General features: G+C 40.6%; 17 protein-coding genes. 3 read left to right on the top strand and 14 right to left on the bottom strand.

Translation table 11 applies throughout. The annotated features are described in order from the left end of the window. The first annotated feature begins 12 nt into the window (after positions 1-12). Positions 13-1,701, top strand: coding sequence for an arylsulfatase (locus ACXZ1K_RS03860; protein WP_458972065.1), 1,689 nt, complete (start codon positions 13-15; stop codon positions 1,699-1,701). 87 nt (positions 1,702-1,788) lie between these two features. Here the strand turns inward: ACXZ1K_RS03860 and ACXZ1K_RS03855 are convergent, their stop codons facing one another. The 3 genes from ACXZ1K_RS03855 to ACXZ1K_RS03845 all read right to left on the bottom strand — a co-directional run bounded on the left by ACXZ1K_RS03855 (position 1,789) and on the right by ACXZ1K_RS03845 (position 3,341). Next, on the bottom strand, positions 1,789-2,397 hold the full coding sequence (locus ACXZ1K_RS03855) for a superoxide dismutase (protein ID WP_458972064.1): 609 nt from the start codon (positions 2,395-2,397) through the stop codon (positions 1,789-1,791). Positions 2,398-2,509: 112 nt separating this feature from the next. Further along, positions 2,510-2,989 carry a nucleoside deaminase gene (locus tag ACXZ1K_RS03850; RefSeq protein ID WP_458972063.1) on the bottom strand — a complete coding sequence of 160 codons (480 nt, stop codon included), beginning with the start codon at positions 2,987-2,989 and terminating at the stop codon, positions 2,510-2,512. A 16-nt stretch (positions 2,990-3,005) separates the two neighbouring features. Next, positions 3,006-3,341, bottom strand: a complete 336-nt coding sequence (locus tag ACXZ1K_RS03845) for a tRNA-binding protein (protein WP_458972062.1) — start codon at positions 3,339-3,341, stop codon at positions 3,006-3,008. 166 nt (positions 3,342-3,507) lie between these two features. Here ACXZ1K_RS03845 and ACXZ1K_RS03840 point away from each other — a divergent pair, with 166 nt between their 5' ends. Beyond that, a complete protein-coding gene (locus tag ACXZ1K_RS03840) occupies positions 3,508-4,692 on the top strand; it encodes a class I SAM-dependent rRNA methyltransferase (RefSeq protein WP_458972061.1) in 1,185 nt (394 codons plus the stop codon). On the opposite strand, the gene ACXZ1K_RS03835 is transcribed toward ACXZ1K_RS03840, so the two are convergent. From ACXZ1K_RS03835 to ACXZ1K_RS03805, 7 genes are all read right to left on the bottom strand, one after another. Then, positions 4,693-4,932 (bottom strand): DUF6814 family protein, encoded by a 240-nt coding sequence (locus tag ACXZ1K_RS03835; protein WP_458972060.1) that lies wholly within the window; start codon positions 4,930-4,932, stop codon positions 4,693-4,695. A gap of 11 nt (positions 4,933-4,943) precedes the next feature. After that, complete coding sequence (locus ACXZ1K_RS03830; RefSeq protein WP_458972059.1) at positions 4,944-6,479, bottom strand: MFS transporter; 1,536 nt, start codon at positions 6,477-6,479, stop codon at positions 4,944-4,946. 52 nt (positions 6,480-6,531) lie between these two features. Next, positions 6,532-7,587: a nucleoid-associated protein gene (locus ACXZ1K_RS03825; RefSeq protein ID WP_458972058.1), complete on the bottom strand. Its 1,056-nt coding sequence runs from the start codon at positions 7,585-7,587 to the stop codon at positions 6,532-6,534. Positions 7,588-7,598: 11 nt separating this feature from the next. Continuing rightward, positions 7,599-8,387, bottom strand: coding sequence for a TerC family protein (locus ACXZ1K_RS03820; protein ID WP_458972057.1), 789 nt, complete (start codon positions 8,385-8,387; stop codon positions 7,599-7,601). Between the two features lie 79 nt (positions 8,388-8,466). Continuing rightward, positions 8,467-9,750, bottom strand: coding sequence for a DUF4097 family beta strand repeat-containing protein (locus tag ACXZ1K_RS03815; protein WP_458972056.1), 1,284 nt, complete (start codon positions 9,748-9,750; stop codon positions 8,467-8,469). Continuing rightward, a complete protein-coding gene (locus tag ACXZ1K_RS03810; protein ID WP_458972055.1) occupies positions 9,747-10,274 on the bottom strand; it encodes a hypothetical protein in 528 nt (175 codons plus the stop codon). The genes ACXZ1K_RS03815 and ACXZ1K_RS03810 overlap by 4 nt, the downstream gene beginning before the upstream one ends. Next, positions 10,271-10,822 carry an RNA polymerase sigma factor gene (locus ACXZ1K_RS03805; protein WP_458972054.1) on the bottom strand — a complete coding sequence of 184 codons (552 nt, stop codon included), beginning with the start codon at positions 10,820-10,822 and terminating at the stop codon, positions 10,271-10,273. The genes ACXZ1K_RS03810 and ACXZ1K_RS03805 overlap by 4 nt, the downstream gene beginning before the upstream one ends. A gap of 146 nt (positions 10,823-10,968) precedes the next feature. On the opposite strand from ACXZ1K_RS03805, the gene aspS reads away from it, so the two are divergent. Next, complete coding sequence (aspS, locus tag ACXZ1K_RS03800; RefSeq protein WP_458972053.1) at positions 10,969-12,714, top strand: aspartate--tRNA ligase; 1,746 nt, start codon at positions 10,969-10,971, stop codon at positions 12,712-12,714. A gap of 30 nt (positions 12,715-12,744) precedes the next feature. On the opposite strand, the gene ACXZ1K_RS03795 is transcribed toward aspS, so the two are convergent. The 4 genes from ACXZ1K_RS03795 to ACXZ1K_RS03780 are packed head-to-tail and all read right to left on the bottom strand — an operon-like array spanning position 12,745 to position 14,941. Further along, entirely contained in the window at positions 12,745-13,194 is a 450-nt protein-coding gene (locus ACXZ1K_RS03795; RefSeq protein ID WP_458972052.1) for a hypothetical protein, read from the bottom strand. After that, complete coding sequence (locus tag ACXZ1K_RS03790) at positions 13,175-13,552, bottom strand: phage holin family protein (protein WP_458972051.1); 378 nt, start codon at positions 13,550-13,552, stop codon at positions 13,175-13,177. Before ACXZ1K_RS03790 ends, ACXZ1K_RS03795 begins: the two co-directional genes overlap by 20 nt. An 18-nt stretch (positions 13,553-13,570) precedes the next feature. Then, positions 13,571-13,837, bottom strand: a complete 267-nt coding sequence (locus ACXZ1K_RS03785; RefSeq protein WP_458972050.1) for a YtxH domain-containing protein — start codon at positions 13,835-13,837, stop codon at positions 13,571-13,573. A 51-nt stretch (positions 13,838-13,888) separates the two neighbouring features. Then, positions 13,889-14,941 (bottom strand): AI-2E family transporter, encoded by a 1,053-nt coding sequence (locus ACXZ1K_RS03780; RefSeq protein WP_458972049.1) that lies wholly within the window; start codon positions 14,939-14,941, stop codon positions 13,889-13,891. Positions 14,942-14,967 lie beyond the last annotated feature (26 nt).

The following is a 14,967-nucleotide window of genomic DNA, read 5'->3' as shown; positions in this document are numbered from 1 at the left end:
ATATTGATTTGAATGAAGCTATCCTTTCCTGCAATACCACTTGTGCGGAATATTCTCTTAACCGCAGCCATACCGCTTACTTTTTTAGGCATGAAACCAAAGCCAGACACCAGGCCTAATATAATTGTTATCCTGGCAGATGACCTTGGATTCTCCGATTTGGGTTGCTACGGAGGAGAAATTCAAACCCCCAACCTGGATCGCATTGCAAAACAGGGAATACAGTTTAAACAGTTCTATAACGTCTCCAGATGCTGCCCTACCCGGGCATCATTGCTAACCGGCCTGTATAACCACGATGCTGGGATAGGTGATATGACCACCCCTGAGAACAGCGAAGGATACAAAGGCTACCTGGGCAAAAATACAGTTACTATTGCAGAAGTACTAAAAGATGCTGGTTATCATACGGCCATGGCAGGCAAGTGGCACGTATCCAACACTATTGTTCAGAAAAACAGAGAAGAACAATTAAAATGGCTGCACCACCAAACCGTCCACCCGCTATTTTCACCACTACCACAATATCCTACCAACAGGGGATTTGAGAAATTTTACGGAACGATATGGGGTGTAGTAGATTATTTTGATCCATTTAGCTTGGTAAACGGCACTACCCCAGTAGCCGCGGTGCCGAAAAATTATTACCATACAGACGCCATTAACGATAAAGCTGCAGGATTCATCCGCGACTTTAGTAAAACTGATGCGCCATTTTTTTTATACGTGGCACATAATGCACCCCATTGGCCTGTTCAGGCCCTACCTGAGGATATCGAAAAATATAAAGACACTTATAAAGTAGGTTGGGAAGCCATAAGAAAAGCCAGGTATAAAAAAATGGCGGTACTGGGCATCATCGATACAACAAAGACCAAACTGTCTGACAGAAATCCGGCCGACATCACCTGGGCAAATAACCCGAATAAAGAATATGATGCAAGGACGATGGCCGTGCATGCAGCAATGGTAGACAGAATGGATCGGGGAATTGGTAGAATATTAAAAACCCTGGAGCAGACTGGGGAGATCGACAATACCATCATTATTTTTTTAAGCGATAACGGCGCAAGTGCTGAATCCAGCGAAGGCTACGGACCTGGCTTCGACAGGCCCGGCGAAACCAGGGATGGCAGGCTAGTATCCTACTCCAAAGCTAAAGATGTGATGCCTGGTCCGGAAACTACCTTTTTCTCTATTGGCCCCAACTGGGCGAACGTAGCCAACACCCCTTTCAGGCTTTGGAAATACCAGAGTTTTGAAGGTGGCGTCCATACGCCCATGCTCATATCATGGCCAAAAGGAATTAAAAACAAAGGCAGTAAAACGGATCAAATAGGTCATGTGATGGACTTTATGGCTACTTTTATAGAAGTTGCAGGTGCAAAATACCCGACTGTATATCGTGGTAACGAAATAACCCCTCTAGAAGGGCAAAGTCTGGCGCCTATTTTTAAAGGAAGGGATTTGGTCGTGGATAGGCCATTGTGTAATGAACACGAAGGCAGCAAATATGTGCGTTATCAAAATTGGAAGTTAGTTGTTGCAGGGGTTGATAAGAACTGGCGACTATTTAACATGAACAATGATAAATCAGAGACCACAAACCTTGCGGATCAATATCCAGATAAAGTGGCTACGTTAAGCAAAATATGGGATGAGTGGGCAGTAAAACATCATGTACTTCGGAAACCAAAATAGGTTGAGCCCGAGGAGAAAATTTCGATGACGAAAAAAAAGCGCTCCTGCAATAGATGCAGAGGCGCCTTAATTATAAAAACAAAGTTCTTATTTTGCTTTTTTGAAACGGTCTGCAACAGCATCCCAATTTACAACATTCCAGAAAGCAGCGATATAATCTGGTCTTTTGTTTTGGTATTTTAAATAATAAGCGTGCTCCCAAACGTCCATTCCAAGGATAGGCGTTCCTTTAACTTCAGCAATATCCATTAATGGATTATCTTGATTTGGTGTTGAAGAGACAACCAATTTGCCGTCAGCACCAACGCTTAACCAAGCCCATCCAGAACCGAAACGAGTAGTGCCAGCTTCCGCAAACTTAGTTTTGAAATCAGCAAACGAACCAAAAGCTGCTTTAATTGCATCAGCCAAAGCTCCAGCTGGCTCACCACCTTTGTTGGGGCCAATTACTTCCCAAAATAAAGAGTGATTATAGTGTCCGCCACCGTTATTTCTAACTGCCGGCGGGAATTTTGAAATATTTTTTACGATTTCATCAATGCTTTGAGTAGCCTCAGGCTTCCCTTCCAAAGCTTTGTTAAGATTAGTAACATAAGCTTGGTGGTGTTTACCATGGTGAATCTCCATAGTTAGCTTATCGATATGTGGTTCTAATGCGTCTGTTGCGTAAGGTAACGCAGGTAATTCAAAAGCCATATTATATGTTTTTAGTTTAAAAATTTATTTATGATGAACGCAAGGATAAACTTCCGGTGCAATTCTTCTAGCAAATATAACATTCAGGGGTTAAGTTTTGTTCAATAATATGTCAACTTTGCCCTCTTTTATTTTGAAAGAACTTAGTCATCAATTCTCCGCAGGGAATGGCTAGCACATTAGATTTTAAAACGGTCTTTGGGTGAAGTAGTTCTGCCCCTTTACTCAAAAAACCCCTTTTAGGCTCGCTCGCACCATAGACAATTTTCCCAATTTGCGTCCAGTAGCTCGCACCGGCACACATTACACAGGGCTCTATAGTAACATACAATGTACATTCTTTCAGGTACTTGCCACCCAAGGTTTGCGCAGCAGCAGTAAAAGCCTGCATTTCCGCATGCGCAGTAACATCGTTTAGTTGTTCGGTAAGATTGTAGCCCCGGCCAACAATCCTGCCTTTGCAAACCACAATCGCACCTATGGGAATTTCATCAGCGTCATAGGCCTTTTGCGCCTCATGCAACGCTAACCGCATAAAATGCTCATCTTCTGCTGCGGGATCCTCTTCTTCTGAAAAATTGTAAAAACTCATACCTCAAAGATAGGATTTATATCATCTTACTACCATTTGGTACTTGCTTGTCCAGCGCTGTCAAAACAATATGGCCATCTGCATCTGCGAAGCCTGTTACCAGGAATTCAGACATAAATTTACCAATCTGCTTTTTTGGAAAATTAATAACCCCTACAATTTGCTTTCCTACCAATTCTTTCTGAGTGTAATGAAAAGTAATCTGTGCACTGCTCATCCTGATTCCAAATTCGCCAAAGTCAACCTTTACTTTATAAGCAGGGTTTCTTGCTTCCGGAAACTCAAACACTGCTAATATTGTCCCTGCCCTCAACTCTACTTTATCAAAATCATTCCAATTGATCTCTTCCATAATTTTTTATCGTCCACTAAATTTAAAACATTTACCTCCACAAAAGAGGTGTTTTACTTCGACAAGTTACCTTATGGCGAGACTCCTAAAAATCTAACGTCTTCTTGTTCATCCTTAAAGCAAATTTCTTTATAAAGTTATATAAGTCATAAGGTATCTTTGTCGAATGATTGATATTATCCTTAAAAAAGGCAAAGAAAAAGCTGCAGTCTTGCACCATCCCTGGATTTTTTCAGGAGCTATAGAAAAAGTAAAAGGAGAACCAGCAAGCGGCGAAGTAGTAAAAGTATGGTCTGCCACAAAAGAATTTCTAGCTTATGGATATTATCACGCTACATCAAGGGTAGCGTTGCGTTTATTGGAATGGAATGAAGACACCGCTATTGACAAACAATGGTATCAGGAAAAAATAAAGATCGCGGTTGCGGCAAGAGAAAGGATCTTGGGCGAACAAACCAATACCTGTAGGCTTGTTTTTAGCGAAGCGGATTTTTTACCCGGACTAATTGTAGACAAGTATGCTGATTTTCTTTCGGTACAAATATTAAGTGCAGGGATAGATATAGTAAAAGCCGACATCATTGAGATTCTAAGAGAAGAACTAAATCCAATAGGGATATTTGACAAGAGCGATGCTTCGGCACGCAAGCACGAGAACCTAGAGGCAGAACAAGGCTTGCTATGGGGAGAACAACCTCCTGAATTTGTTGAGGTTAAAGAAAACGGCATCATTTATCATATTAACATCGCCGACGGACAAAAATCAGGCTTTTACTGCGATCAGCGGGACAACAGGCAAATCCTTGCTGAATACACAAAAGGAAAAACAGTGCTCGACTGCTTTTGCTATAGCGGAGGATTTACATTAAATAGTATGCTGCATGGAGCGGCAAAAGTAACCAGTGTAGATAGCTCTGCACTTGCTGTGGAAACCCTTGCGCACAACCTGAAACTAAATAATTTTGAGGGAACCCTCCAAACAAGTATCCAATCTGACGTAAATAAGCAATTGCGCGCTTTTAAAGATGAGGGACAAAAATTTGAGGTGATTGTCCTTGACCCGCCTAAATACGCCCCATCCAGATCAGCTTTAGACCGCGCAGCACGCGCCTATAAAGATCTGAACAGGCTAGGTATGCTTTTGCTAGAGAGTGGAGGGATATTGGCCACTTTCTCCTGCTCAGGAGCGGTAGATATGGAAACTTTTAAACAGATTATTGCCTGGGCGGCATTGGATGCTGGAAAAGAAGTACAGATCCTAAAACAGTTTCACCAGCCAGAAGATCACCCTGTTAGGCTTTCTTTCCCTGAAGGAGAATACCTGAAAGGGCTGTTGCTAAGGGTACTTTAATTAATCTTCAGGCAGTCGGTCATACTCTCCCTTAAAGGCATAATAGCCAAATATGACGAGCCCAGCACTGATGGGAATAAAGATAAATAAGATGATACCCCATTGCAGGGCGGTGTTGGTTTTGGCTACACCTTCTGGCGCCAGGCCAATCTTATCCATCGCCTGCATAAACAGGAATATGATGGATGCCGGACCGAGTATCATCCAGAATAAACCGAGTACTTTTTTAATCGCGTTCATGATCTTTTTAGTTAGTTACCGCCTTCACCGTGGTCCGGCTTTTTGTTAGATAAATAAATAGCCCCTATAATAAAACTAAGTGTTGCAATTCCGATCGGGTACCATAAACCAGACAACGGTGTGGAACCAGAGAAACTGGCAATGAGCGTTGCAATAAATGGCACTAAGCCGCCGAATACTCCATTACCCACATGGTAGGGCAAAGACATAGAGGTGTACCTGATCTTTGTTGGAAAAAGTTCCACAAGAAAAGCTGCTATAGGTCCGTATACCATGGTTACCAATAAAATCTGGAAGAAGACCAATCCTACAAACTTCCAAAATACGGGGGTAGAAAGCTTTTTATCTTTATAAACTTCCGGGGAGATCAACGTTACCGTGTTTGGATTTTCAAACTTAGTAAACGAGGATGTTTTAGTGTAAGATCCGCCATTATTTAAAGTTACAACCGCACTGGCAGTGATCAATGTATCCGAAGTATTTACAATGGGTGTCTTTTTGATTACAGGATCCGAAACACCTTTAATTTCACTCAGTTCAATTTTAGTGACATCCGTACTGTCGACAAACTCCTGGTAAATGGGGCGGTAAAAAACAATACCCAGCAACATCCCGGTAAGCATAATCCACTTGCGACCAACTTTATCGCTCCACGAACCAAAAATAACAAAGAATGGGGTGGCAAATACAATAGCCCATAATAAGATATATCGAGAGTCATTAAAATCGACTTTGCAGGTGTTCTCGATAAATGACTGTGCGTAAAACTGACCTGTGTACCAGATAACTCCCTGCCCCATTGTTGCGCCAAACAAAGCAAGCAGCACCATTTTGAAATTGGTTTTATTACTGAAACTTTCTTTAAGCGGATTTTTGGAGACTTTACCTTCTGTTTTGAGTTTGGTGAACATGGGCGACTCGTGCATTTTCATCCTGATGTAGATGGATACGCCAACGAGAAGAATGGACAACAAAAATGGAACTCTCCATCCCCAATCGGCAAAGGCCTCAGCGCCCAGCATATTCTTTGTGAGCACAATTATACCTAAGGAAAGAAATAAACCACCAGTGGCAGTGGTCTGGATCCAACTGGTAAAAAATCCCCTTCTGTTGGCAGGTGCATGCTCGGCAACATACGTAGCCGCGCCACCATACTCACCCCCAAGGGCAAGTCCCTGAACAAGTCTTAAAATTAATACTAAAATTGGTGCAGCGTAACCAATACTGGAATAGGAAGGTATTAAGCCAATCAAAAAGGTAGATCCGCCCATCAAAACCAGCGTTAGTAAAAAGGTGTACTTTCTACCAATAAGATCGCCAAGGCGGCCAAATACCAATGCTCCAAAAGGCCTGACAATGAATCCTGCTGCGAAAATAGCGAGCGTATTGATGAGTGCAGAAGCTCCGGCATCTGCCGGAAAAAGCTGGCTACCAATTATAGTGGCAAGGCTTCCGAATATGTAGAAATCATACCATTCGATCAGTGTGCCTAGTGAGGACGCTCCGATCACTTTGAAAATACTGTTTTGTTGAGGTTGAGTGCTCATTCAGGTTTGTAAATTTGGCTAAATACTAAATCTACAATTTATTATGAAAAAGCTACTCTTCTTCTCTAAAATAAACTTTGTAATAATTCATGGACTTATCATCATCAAAACCCTTTTCAATCAGATCTTTGTCGCCATGAATATAAATATGAAAGTTCTTATCTAACTTAAGGACACTCTTAAATACCCGCTGTTGCTTTTTTACAGCTGCGCCGGAAATGTCAAAGCTGTCTGGTATCGCCGCATCAAACTCCTCTTCATAACTCTTTTTATAGTTCTTGAATGATTCGATTCCCTCTTTGTTTCCAATTACTTCATTAGAAAACTCATCAATATCAAAGCTTTCCTTCTCTTTAAAGTACTTCATAGATTTATTGAGCAGATCTATCTTATCCGCTTTGGAAATCTCAAAATCGTGGTCGAGCTGCTCAGTCACAAAGTTCTTATACACGCCAAGCACATTATTGGTCTGGTTAAAACTATCGTTGCGGATTTTAAGTTTTAAAAACTCATCTTTCCAGTATACGGCTTCGCCGCTCCGGTTGGTTTGATCAATAACTGCTACCCGGAAGCCCTGTTCCTTATCGGTATCAAAAATGAGACAACCTTTGTCCAGCTTATTGATATTGATGGCATCTTCTTCATAGCTAAGCCCGAAGCCCTCGCTCTGCGGGTAAACCTTTAAATAGGTTTCTTTGGTTTCTGATTTGAAGATTCCAATCGCATCATGTAACTCTCCTTCAATCTGCACATTTTCAAAAAAAGCAAGGTAAAGTTCTCCTGATTTTATTTTAGGATGTCCGGATACTTCATAAAGGTGCTTGGCGAGTTCCTTGCTATTTTCATGAAAAACAGTACTGTCATCAAATATCCCCTTAGCGAAATGGTAAACCTCATTTAGGTTCAAATCGTTATTGGGATGAAAAAAATGGTAGATCTCGTTTGTTTTTTCAAAAGGCTTAAGAAAATACTGTTGCAGCAGAGTGCTTAACATGTTGTCGTTTATAGCAATAGATTGCTCTGACAGCACGTAGTGCTCGTCCTGCGCTTTATTGCCAATTCTATGTATAGAAAGTTCGGCCAGGCTGGCTTCAAAAAATGAGATCATTTAAAAAGGATTTATTTGGCTTTTCTATCTTGAGGGGAATTCCTGAGACTAATCGGTTTTTGAGAATTCTTCTTCATTTTAAGATTCAACATCTCTACCAATACAGAAAATGCCATAGCGAAATAGATGTAACCTTTAGGGATGTGTTGTTCAAAGCCTTCTGCCAATAAAGACACCCCAATAAGCAATAGAAATGAAAGCGCCAGCATTTTAACCGTTGGGTGGTTGTTTACGAAATTACTAATACCGCCAGCAGAAAACATCATAATGATTACCGCGATAACAACGGCAGCGATCATGATCTCCACATGCTCGGCCATACCCACAGCTGTGATTACTGAATCTAGTGAAAACACGATATCCAGTAAAAGGATTTGTACGATAACACCAGAGAAGGAATAAACTTTGCCCTTAATTTCTTTCTCTTCTTCGCTTTCTAGTTTGTCATGAATTTCATGGGTGCTTTTATAAATAAGAAAAAGACCACCAACAATCAAGATTAAATCTCTTCCTGAAATTTCTAATTTATGCAACCATTCCGCATCGGTTATACCAAACCATGGGCCAATACTGAACAATGGGGTAGTCAGCGTCATTACCCAGGTAAGTGACAACAAAAGCAGAACACGGGTAATCATCGCCAGGCCTAAACCTACTTGCCTGCCTTTTTTTTGCTGATTGGCGGGAAGCTTGCCGGAGAGGATAGAAATGAAGATAATATTATCTATTCCTAAAACAATCTCTAACAACGTTAGGGTTAACAGAGATATCCAGGCTTCGGGACTGCTTAAAAATTCCATATCATAAGTTTTGCTGCCCGCTAAGATAAAAAAAGCTTGCTGATTACTCAACAAGCTTTTGGTCTATTTGGTTTCCAGCCTACTTTACAGTAACGGAACCATAATCAGATCTTATTTTAACTGTGGCATTACCGCCGTTGCCTATTTTTCCGGTGTAATCCTTGGTTGAGGAATAATCTTTTGTTTCATTTAATTGTTTTGCCGTAACCCTGTCTCCGTATTTGAACGAGGCATAGCTGGTATGCACATCTAAATCTGCATTATATCCGCCGGCAAAGTTCAATGAAATACTGAGATATTGGCCATCTACCACTAAGTTTTTTACCCCAGAAGTAATATCCGCAATAGTAAGTTTGTTGTAGTCCATATCAAACTTTCCATCTCCTGACAAGGTGCCTATCGTAGCGCTGGTATATTGCGCCTTTAAGTCTAATTTACCTACTGTACCGATAGTAATGTTATTGTATTGCTGGTCAATCTTTGCATTGCCTCTGATGCTGGTAATATTTACATTAGCGTATTGCGCATTAAGGTTTAGGTCATCTACTGTTCCGATGGTTAATCCGGAGCCATACTGTTGTTTAATGATTGCGTCACCCTTAATAGTGCCAATTTTAACACCTGAATACTGTGCATTTAAATCCAGTTTATTTACTGTGCCAATGTTTAAGCCAGAGCCGTATTGTTGTTTAATTACTGCCCCATTTAGGCTTTGCACAGTTGAATTGCCATATTGAACGGAGATATAATTGTTGGCATTGCTTAAGTTCTGAGCGGTGAAACCACCATATTGTACTTTAGCATATAACGCACCGGAAAGATCTCCCATTACCACATTCCCGTATGACTGTGAAAGCGTTAATGCGTTTGCCGCAGGCATATAAACTACATAATTGATCCTCACTTCTCTTCTCCACCTCTTACCGTTGCGACTACCACTTCCCCAGTTACCGTTTTGCTGATCCATCCTGGTTTTGAAAGTGATCTGATCACCAGCTTTGCTGGCATCAATTGTCACGTTATCTAATAACTTCTGAGCTTCATCATCCGTGTTTGCATAAGATTTGATGTCCACATCCACCTGCACCTCTCTTTTGTCCCAAATCTTGATTTGCATGGAGCCATATTGGTTACTTAGCATCAGTTTATCAGATTGATCTGCGGGAAAACTTTTTGTAAAGGTCTTACTCCTAAAAGGACCGTCTTCATTCTGATTCTGAGAAATAGAGGTATTGACATCTTTATTTGCCGTTGATGCTATGTTTACGTTAACATCCTGAACTGTACTTAAATTTGTTGTTTGAGCAATAACCGTATGGTTAAGTATAACTACGCCGGCTATTAGGCTAATTAGATTTTTCATATTTTATTTTCCTTTTTATACTGATCTACTTCGTTGATAATTAATAATTGCTGATTGATAACCTCCAGCTGGAGTTCCAGGTTCCGTACCATAGCCTTAACAATAAACCTTGGGTTCGGACTGCTTTGTAATTCGCTCTTTAGGTGCTCATAATCCGCCCCAAGCTTCGCTATGTCTCCACTAAACTTCTCATAAAGTATTGGGTTCTTTTTAGCGTACAACTCCAGGCTATCACGCTTTTCTTCAATCATGCTGGCAAACCTAATCTCCTTTTTTGCATAGCCCGGGTTTACATCCGCTATTTCAACTTTGGCGGTTCTGTTCCGATTTGTATAAAGTATGGCAACCCCCAATACCAGTACTAATGAAGCAGCAATACTCAACCCAAACCTAAGTTTAAAAGGTTTATTTTTTTTTTGCCGGTCCAGTTGTGCTGCGATCTTTTCCCACAGCTCATCTGGTGGGGTAAGCGTATCAAATTCCTTTTTGTTACCCTTAATGTACTCCTCTAATTTTTTGCTCATCTTGCGCTCCTTTCTTTTTCTAATAAGCTGTTTAACTTTGTTTTCGCCCTCATAAATTGAGAGCGCGAAGTATTCTCCGATATTTTTAAAATGTGTGCAATCTCCTCATGGTCGTATCCTTCAAACAGATATAATGTAAGTACAACCCGGTAGCCATCAGGCAGCTTCGCAACAGCTTCTTTAATCTCATTTACTTTGTATTGTAAATCTTGTTCATCTTCATGTTCCTCATCCGCTATATCTACCCCCTCAAGGCTAACCAATTCTGCCTTTCGCTTTCTTAACAGGTTGATTGATTTATTGATCACAATTTGCTTTAGCCACAGGCCGAAAGTGGTTTCTGCCCTAAATGATTCAATCCTGGTAAAGGCATCCAGAAAAGCTTCCTGAAGTACGTCCTGTGCCTCAGCCTCGTCATTTACAATCCTGACAGCGATGTTATACATTGCCTTTGCATACAATTTGTAGATCTCAAATTGTGCTTTTCTACTGCCTTGCCTGCATGCCTCAACCAGATCAACATGCTTATCTATGTATGCTATTTCCAATGTTATCGTTGTTCTGTATATATGACACACTGATTTTTCAAACGTTGCATCTTGATGCAATTATTTTTAATATACCAAGTAAAATCAAGAGCAGTTGAAATATGTGGTTCAAAATCAATATTTTTGCCGCTTAATAAAAAAATAAAATGTTAAGAACAACTACTTGCGGAGCTTTAACGATAAAGAACTTAGGGGAAAATGTAGTCTTGTGCGGATGGGTACAGAAATCGAGAGACTTGGGAGGGATGACATTTATTGATATCAGGGACCGCTATGGAATAACGCAACTGGTATTTAATATGGACGATAATGTTGCGCTATGTGAGGCTGCCCGCGGCTTAGGTCGCGAGTTTGTGATCAAAGCAAGCGGCTTGGTAGTAGAGCGTTCTAATAAGAATTTGAAAATGCCAACTGGCGAAGTGGAGATCAAAATAACTGCATTGGAGATTTTAAATGCGGCAAAGCTTCCTCCATTTCTAATAGATGATGAAACTGATGGCGGTGACGATTTAAGAATGAAATACCGTTACCTGGATTTGAGAAGAAATCCGATCCGGAATAATATGGTATTGAGACACCGGATGGCACAGGCTGTACGTCGTTACCTGGATAAGCTAGATTTTATAGAAGTGGAAACACCTGTGTTGATTAAATCAACCCCAGAAGGAGCAAGGGATTTTGTGGTTCCAAGCAGGATGAATGCTGGTGAATTTTATGCATTACCGCAATCTCCGCAGACTTTTAAACAGTTATTAATGGTTTCTGGTTTTGACAGGTATTTCCAGATCGTTAAATGTTTTAGAGATGAGGATCTTCGTGCAGACAGGCAGCCAGAGTTTACACAGATCGATTGCGAGATGTCGTTCATTGAGCAAGAGGATATTCTAAATACTTTTGAGGGCCTCATAAGAACCCTTTTTAAAGAAATAAAAGATATCGAATTACCGGAAGTACCGAGGATGCAATATGCGGATGCCATGCGCTTATATGGATCTGATAAACCAGATACTAGGTTCGATATGCAATTTGTTGAACTGACTGACTTAGTAAAAGGTAAAGAGTTTGCTGTTTTTGAAAATGCGGAACTGGTAATTGGTATTAATGCAAAAGGTTGCGCCAGCTATACCCGTAAACAAGTGGATGAACTGACTGACTTTATCAAACGCCCGCAAATAGGTGCTACCGGCCTGATCTATTTAAGACACAACGAAGATGGCTCGCTAAAGTCTTCAGTAGATAAGTTCTACAATGAGGAAGATTTAAAAAGATGGTCGGCCGCACTAAATACCCATCCTGGCGATTTAGTCTTGGTAATGGCAGGCGGGAAAGATAAAGTTAGAAAGCAACTAAGTGAATTGCGCCTGGAAATGGGAACAAGACTTGGGCTGCGCGATAAGAACAAATTCAGCGCCTTATGGGTATTGGATTTCCCGTTATTGGAATGGGATGAAGAAACAGAGCGTTACCATGCCATGCACCATCCCTTTACATCACCTAAACCAGAAGATATCGCTATGCTGGATACCCAGCCTGGTGAGGTACGGGCAAATGCTTACGATATGGTGGTTAACGGAACAGAGATTGGTGGGGGATCAATTCGTATCCACGACAGAACGCTTCAGGCACTAATGTTTAAGCACCTGGGATTCACTGCAGAAGAAGCGCAAAAGCAATTTGGGTTTTTAATGGATGCATTTGAATTTGGTGCGCCTCCACATGGTGGAATAGCATTTGGATTTGACCGTTTATGTTCCATTTTTGCTGGCTTAGACAGTATAAGGGACGTTATTGCGTTCCCGAAAAATAATTCAGGCAGAGACGTAATGATAGATAGTCCATCTACGATTGACGATAAGCAGCTAAAGGAATTAAGAATAAAAACAACGATATAATAAAAAAAGGGCTTCGAGCCCCTTTTTTATTTAATAAGTTTCGCTATCCGGCGGAATACCATAATCTACATATCCTGGCCCTTTAGTCACCTTCTTTTTCTTTGAACCACCAAACCATGACTTCACCGCATTGAACATACCAGATAGGTGTTCAGCGTCAAGAGATTTTCCAACTTTACCTGAAGCCAGCCCTACAAGAGCCTTTGTGATTAATCCAGACCCTCTAAAAATAGTGTTGTTCATAATGAGTGGAAGCACGAGCGACATGACACTGCTACTGATGTTTAATTTCTCATCAGCCTTCAGGAATGCCGAAGGAGTTGCATATTTTTTGATCATATTTCCCAGCGTAAACTGGTGGATATACAACTTAGCATCCTTTACAAGAGCTTCACCCTGAATAGCATTCTGCTCCTTTAAGCTACATACCATTTCATGAAGCTGTTCGATATTGTTGATATTATACTTTTTGCTCTTCATCCTTATCTGCCAGTTTGTTAAAATAATTCCTGATGGTAAAGTTGATAATGGCCTTTTCAATGTACTTGTCCTTGGTATAATAAACAATCAAGGCAAGAAGTATGTAGATAATGGCTACGCAGCCGAAACCTTGAGTGTAACTTCCCAAAACATCAGATAAGAATAAAGCAAGCGTAAAAGTCCCGAACAGGAAAGCCAATACGAAACAGATGACTACAGCAGCGTTAGTAACAAGATCTGCAAAAATCTTGGCCACCTTCTCTACAAGGTATAATCGTGTATATTCTACCCTGGTGTCTAAATAAGCTTTCGCGTCTTCGTAAAGATCTTCTATGCTTTTTTCTTTATTATCCTCCATATTTGATTCTGTAGTTAATTAAGCGTGCTCAATATCATCTGCAAACTCATCCTCAGTTTGTTTGATCTTACTCTTAACAGAACTTACTACTTTGTCTTTCAAACTAGAAAGATTGTTGATCTCATCTGCTGCGATATCCTTGATTGAATCACCAAGGTCTTTTAAAGACTGACTCAATTTATCCCTTGTTTCGCTGCCTTTTTCTGGCGCAAACAATAATCCTAATGCGGCACCTGCTGCTAAACCGGCCAAAAGGCCTATCAATACTTTTGAATTATCATTCATCTCATTTAAATTTTATAGTTAACAATTAATTTGCCAAGGGAATTTATGCATTTATAACGAATCCTGTTCGGAAATTGTTTTAATTCTTTCCAATCTCTCAGAAGCCATTGCGCTGGTCTCATATATTTTTACCAGCAGAATGAACCATGATATAAGGAGTGGCCCGAATACCAAGCCAAGTATACCAAAAAGCGGAATTCCGATAACCACACCAATTACCGTGATGATGGGATGTATATTGCCTACTCTTTTGGCGATCATAAATCGCAGTACGTTATCAATATTGATGATCACCACAAAACCAAAAATGAGCATTGCCCAGCCTGCAAAATTATGTCCGTTCGCAATCTGCAATAACGCAGCGGGAACAAATACCACCGGTGGTCCAAGTATGGGAACAAATGAAATAAACGTAGTGATCACCCCCCAAAACACGGGCTCTGTATAACCCAGTATGTAAAAAGAAATACCAACAAGAGAGCCCTGAACCAAAGCAATAAATCCCTGACCCAGAACATTTGCATAAGTCGTATTGCGCATCTCTTCTGCAAAACGTTGTACATTTTGTTCCCTAAATGGTGCGTATTTAATTAATGCGCGTTCAAAAGCTTCCATCTGCACCAACATAAAGTACAGTAAGAAATACATTAGCAACAGTCCTAAAATAATGTTAAATGCTCCGGTAATGATCGATGGAAAAAGTTCGGTTGCCCAGACGCCAGCTTTCTTTAACCCGTCCCCAACCAGATTTTGAGAATCCACCCCTATTGGCACAAGGCGCTTCATCTTAATCAGGATGTCTTTAAAATATGCAGGGTTATTTTGAAGTTCAGCGATTTTTTCGATAACCATACTGCTCAATGCATAAAAGGGAAGGATCAATACCAGCACAGAAACAAAGAGCAGCAGAATTGCAGCAACGCTCCTGTTCATTTTTCTAACGTCTACCAGGTACACATAGCCGGGTCTCAATATGGTGTAGAGCACAAGTGTACTAAGAATTGATCCAAAAATGCCTTGTAACGAATATAAGATCAGGCAGCCTAAAGCTATAATAATAAGAAGAGTAATGTTGTTCCGTTGCTTATAGCTAAATATTGACATCTGTTAAATGCATTAAACGCCTGGTA

The sequence above is a fragment of the Pedobacter jaeyakensis genome (assembly GCF_054461315.1).
Note: the sequence above shows the minus strand (reverse complement) of the source record. Positions and strands in the feature narration are given on the sequence as shown.

What these genes read in the sequence shown, in the direction of transcription:
- ACXZ1K_RS03795 (WP_458972052.1), bottom strand. Translation starts at nt 13,194, where the DNA reads ATGAAGAGCAAAAAGTATAATATCAACAATATCGAACAGCTTCATGAA.
- ACXZ1K_RS03855 (WP_458972064.1), bottom strand. Translation starts at nt 2,397, where the DNA reads ATGGCTTTTGAATTACCTGCGTTACCTTACGCAACAGACGCATTAGAA.
- aspS (WP_458972053.1), top strand. Translation starts at nt 10,969, where the DNA reads ATGTTAAGAACAACTACTTGCGGAGCTTTAACGATAAAGAACTTAGGG.
- ACXZ1K_RS03840 (WP_458972061.1), top strand. Translation starts at nt 3,508, where the DNA reads ATGATTGATATTATCCTTAAAAAAGGCAAAGAAAAAGCTGCAGTCTTG.
- ACXZ1K_RS03815 (WP_458972056.1), bottom strand. Translation starts at nt 9,750, where the DNA reads ATGAAAAATCTAATTAGCCTAATAGCCGGCGTAGTTATACTTAACCAT.
- ACXZ1K_RS03825 (WP_458972058.1), bottom strand. Translation starts at nt 7,587, where the DNA reads ATGATCTCATTTTTTGAAGCCAGCCTGGCCGAACTTTCTATACATAGA.
- ACXZ1K_RS03820 (WP_458972057.1), bottom strand. Translation starts at nt 8,387, where the DNA reads ATGGAATTTTTAAGCAGTCCCGAAGCCTGGATATCTCTGTTAACCCTA.
- ACXZ1K_RS03780 (WP_458972049.1), bottom strand. Translation starts at nt 14,941, where the DNA reads ATGTCAATATTTAGCTATAAGCAACGGAACAACATTACTCTTCTTATT.
- ACXZ1K_RS03810 (WP_458972055.1), bottom strand. Translation starts at nt 10,274, where the DNA reads ATGAGCAAAAAATTAGAGGAGTACATTAAGGGTAACAAAAAGGAATTT.
- ACXZ1K_RS03830 (WP_458972059.1), bottom strand. Translation starts at nt 6,479, where the DNA reads ATGAGCACTCAACCTCAACAAAACAGTATTTTCAAAGTGATCGGAGCG.
- ACXZ1K_RS03790 (WP_458972051.1), bottom strand. Translation starts at nt 13,552, where the DNA reads ATGGAGGATAATAAAGAAAAAAGCATAGAAGATCTTTACGAAGACGCG.
- ACXZ1K_RS03850 (WP_458972063.1), bottom strand. Translation starts at nt 2,989, where the DNA reads ATGAGTTTTTACAATTTTTCAGAAGAAGAGGATCCCGCAGCAGAAGAT.
- ACXZ1K_RS03785 (WP_458972050.1), bottom strand. Translation starts at nt 13,837, where the DNA reads ATGAATGATAATTCAAAAGTATTGATAGGCCTTTTGGCCGGTTTAGCA.
- ACXZ1K_RS03835 (WP_458972060.1), bottom strand. Translation starts at nt 4,932, where the DNA reads ATGAACGCGATTAAAAAAGTACTCGGTTTATTCTGGATGATACTCGGT.
- ACXZ1K_RS03860 (WP_458972065.1), top strand. Translation starts at nt 13, where the DNA reads ATGAAGCTATCCTTTCCTGCAATACCACTTGTGCGGAATATTCTCTTA.
- ACXZ1K_RS03845 (WP_458972062.1), bottom strand. Translation starts at nt 3,341, where the DNA reads ATGGAAGAGATCAATTGGAATGATTTTGATAAAGTAGAGTTGAGGGCA.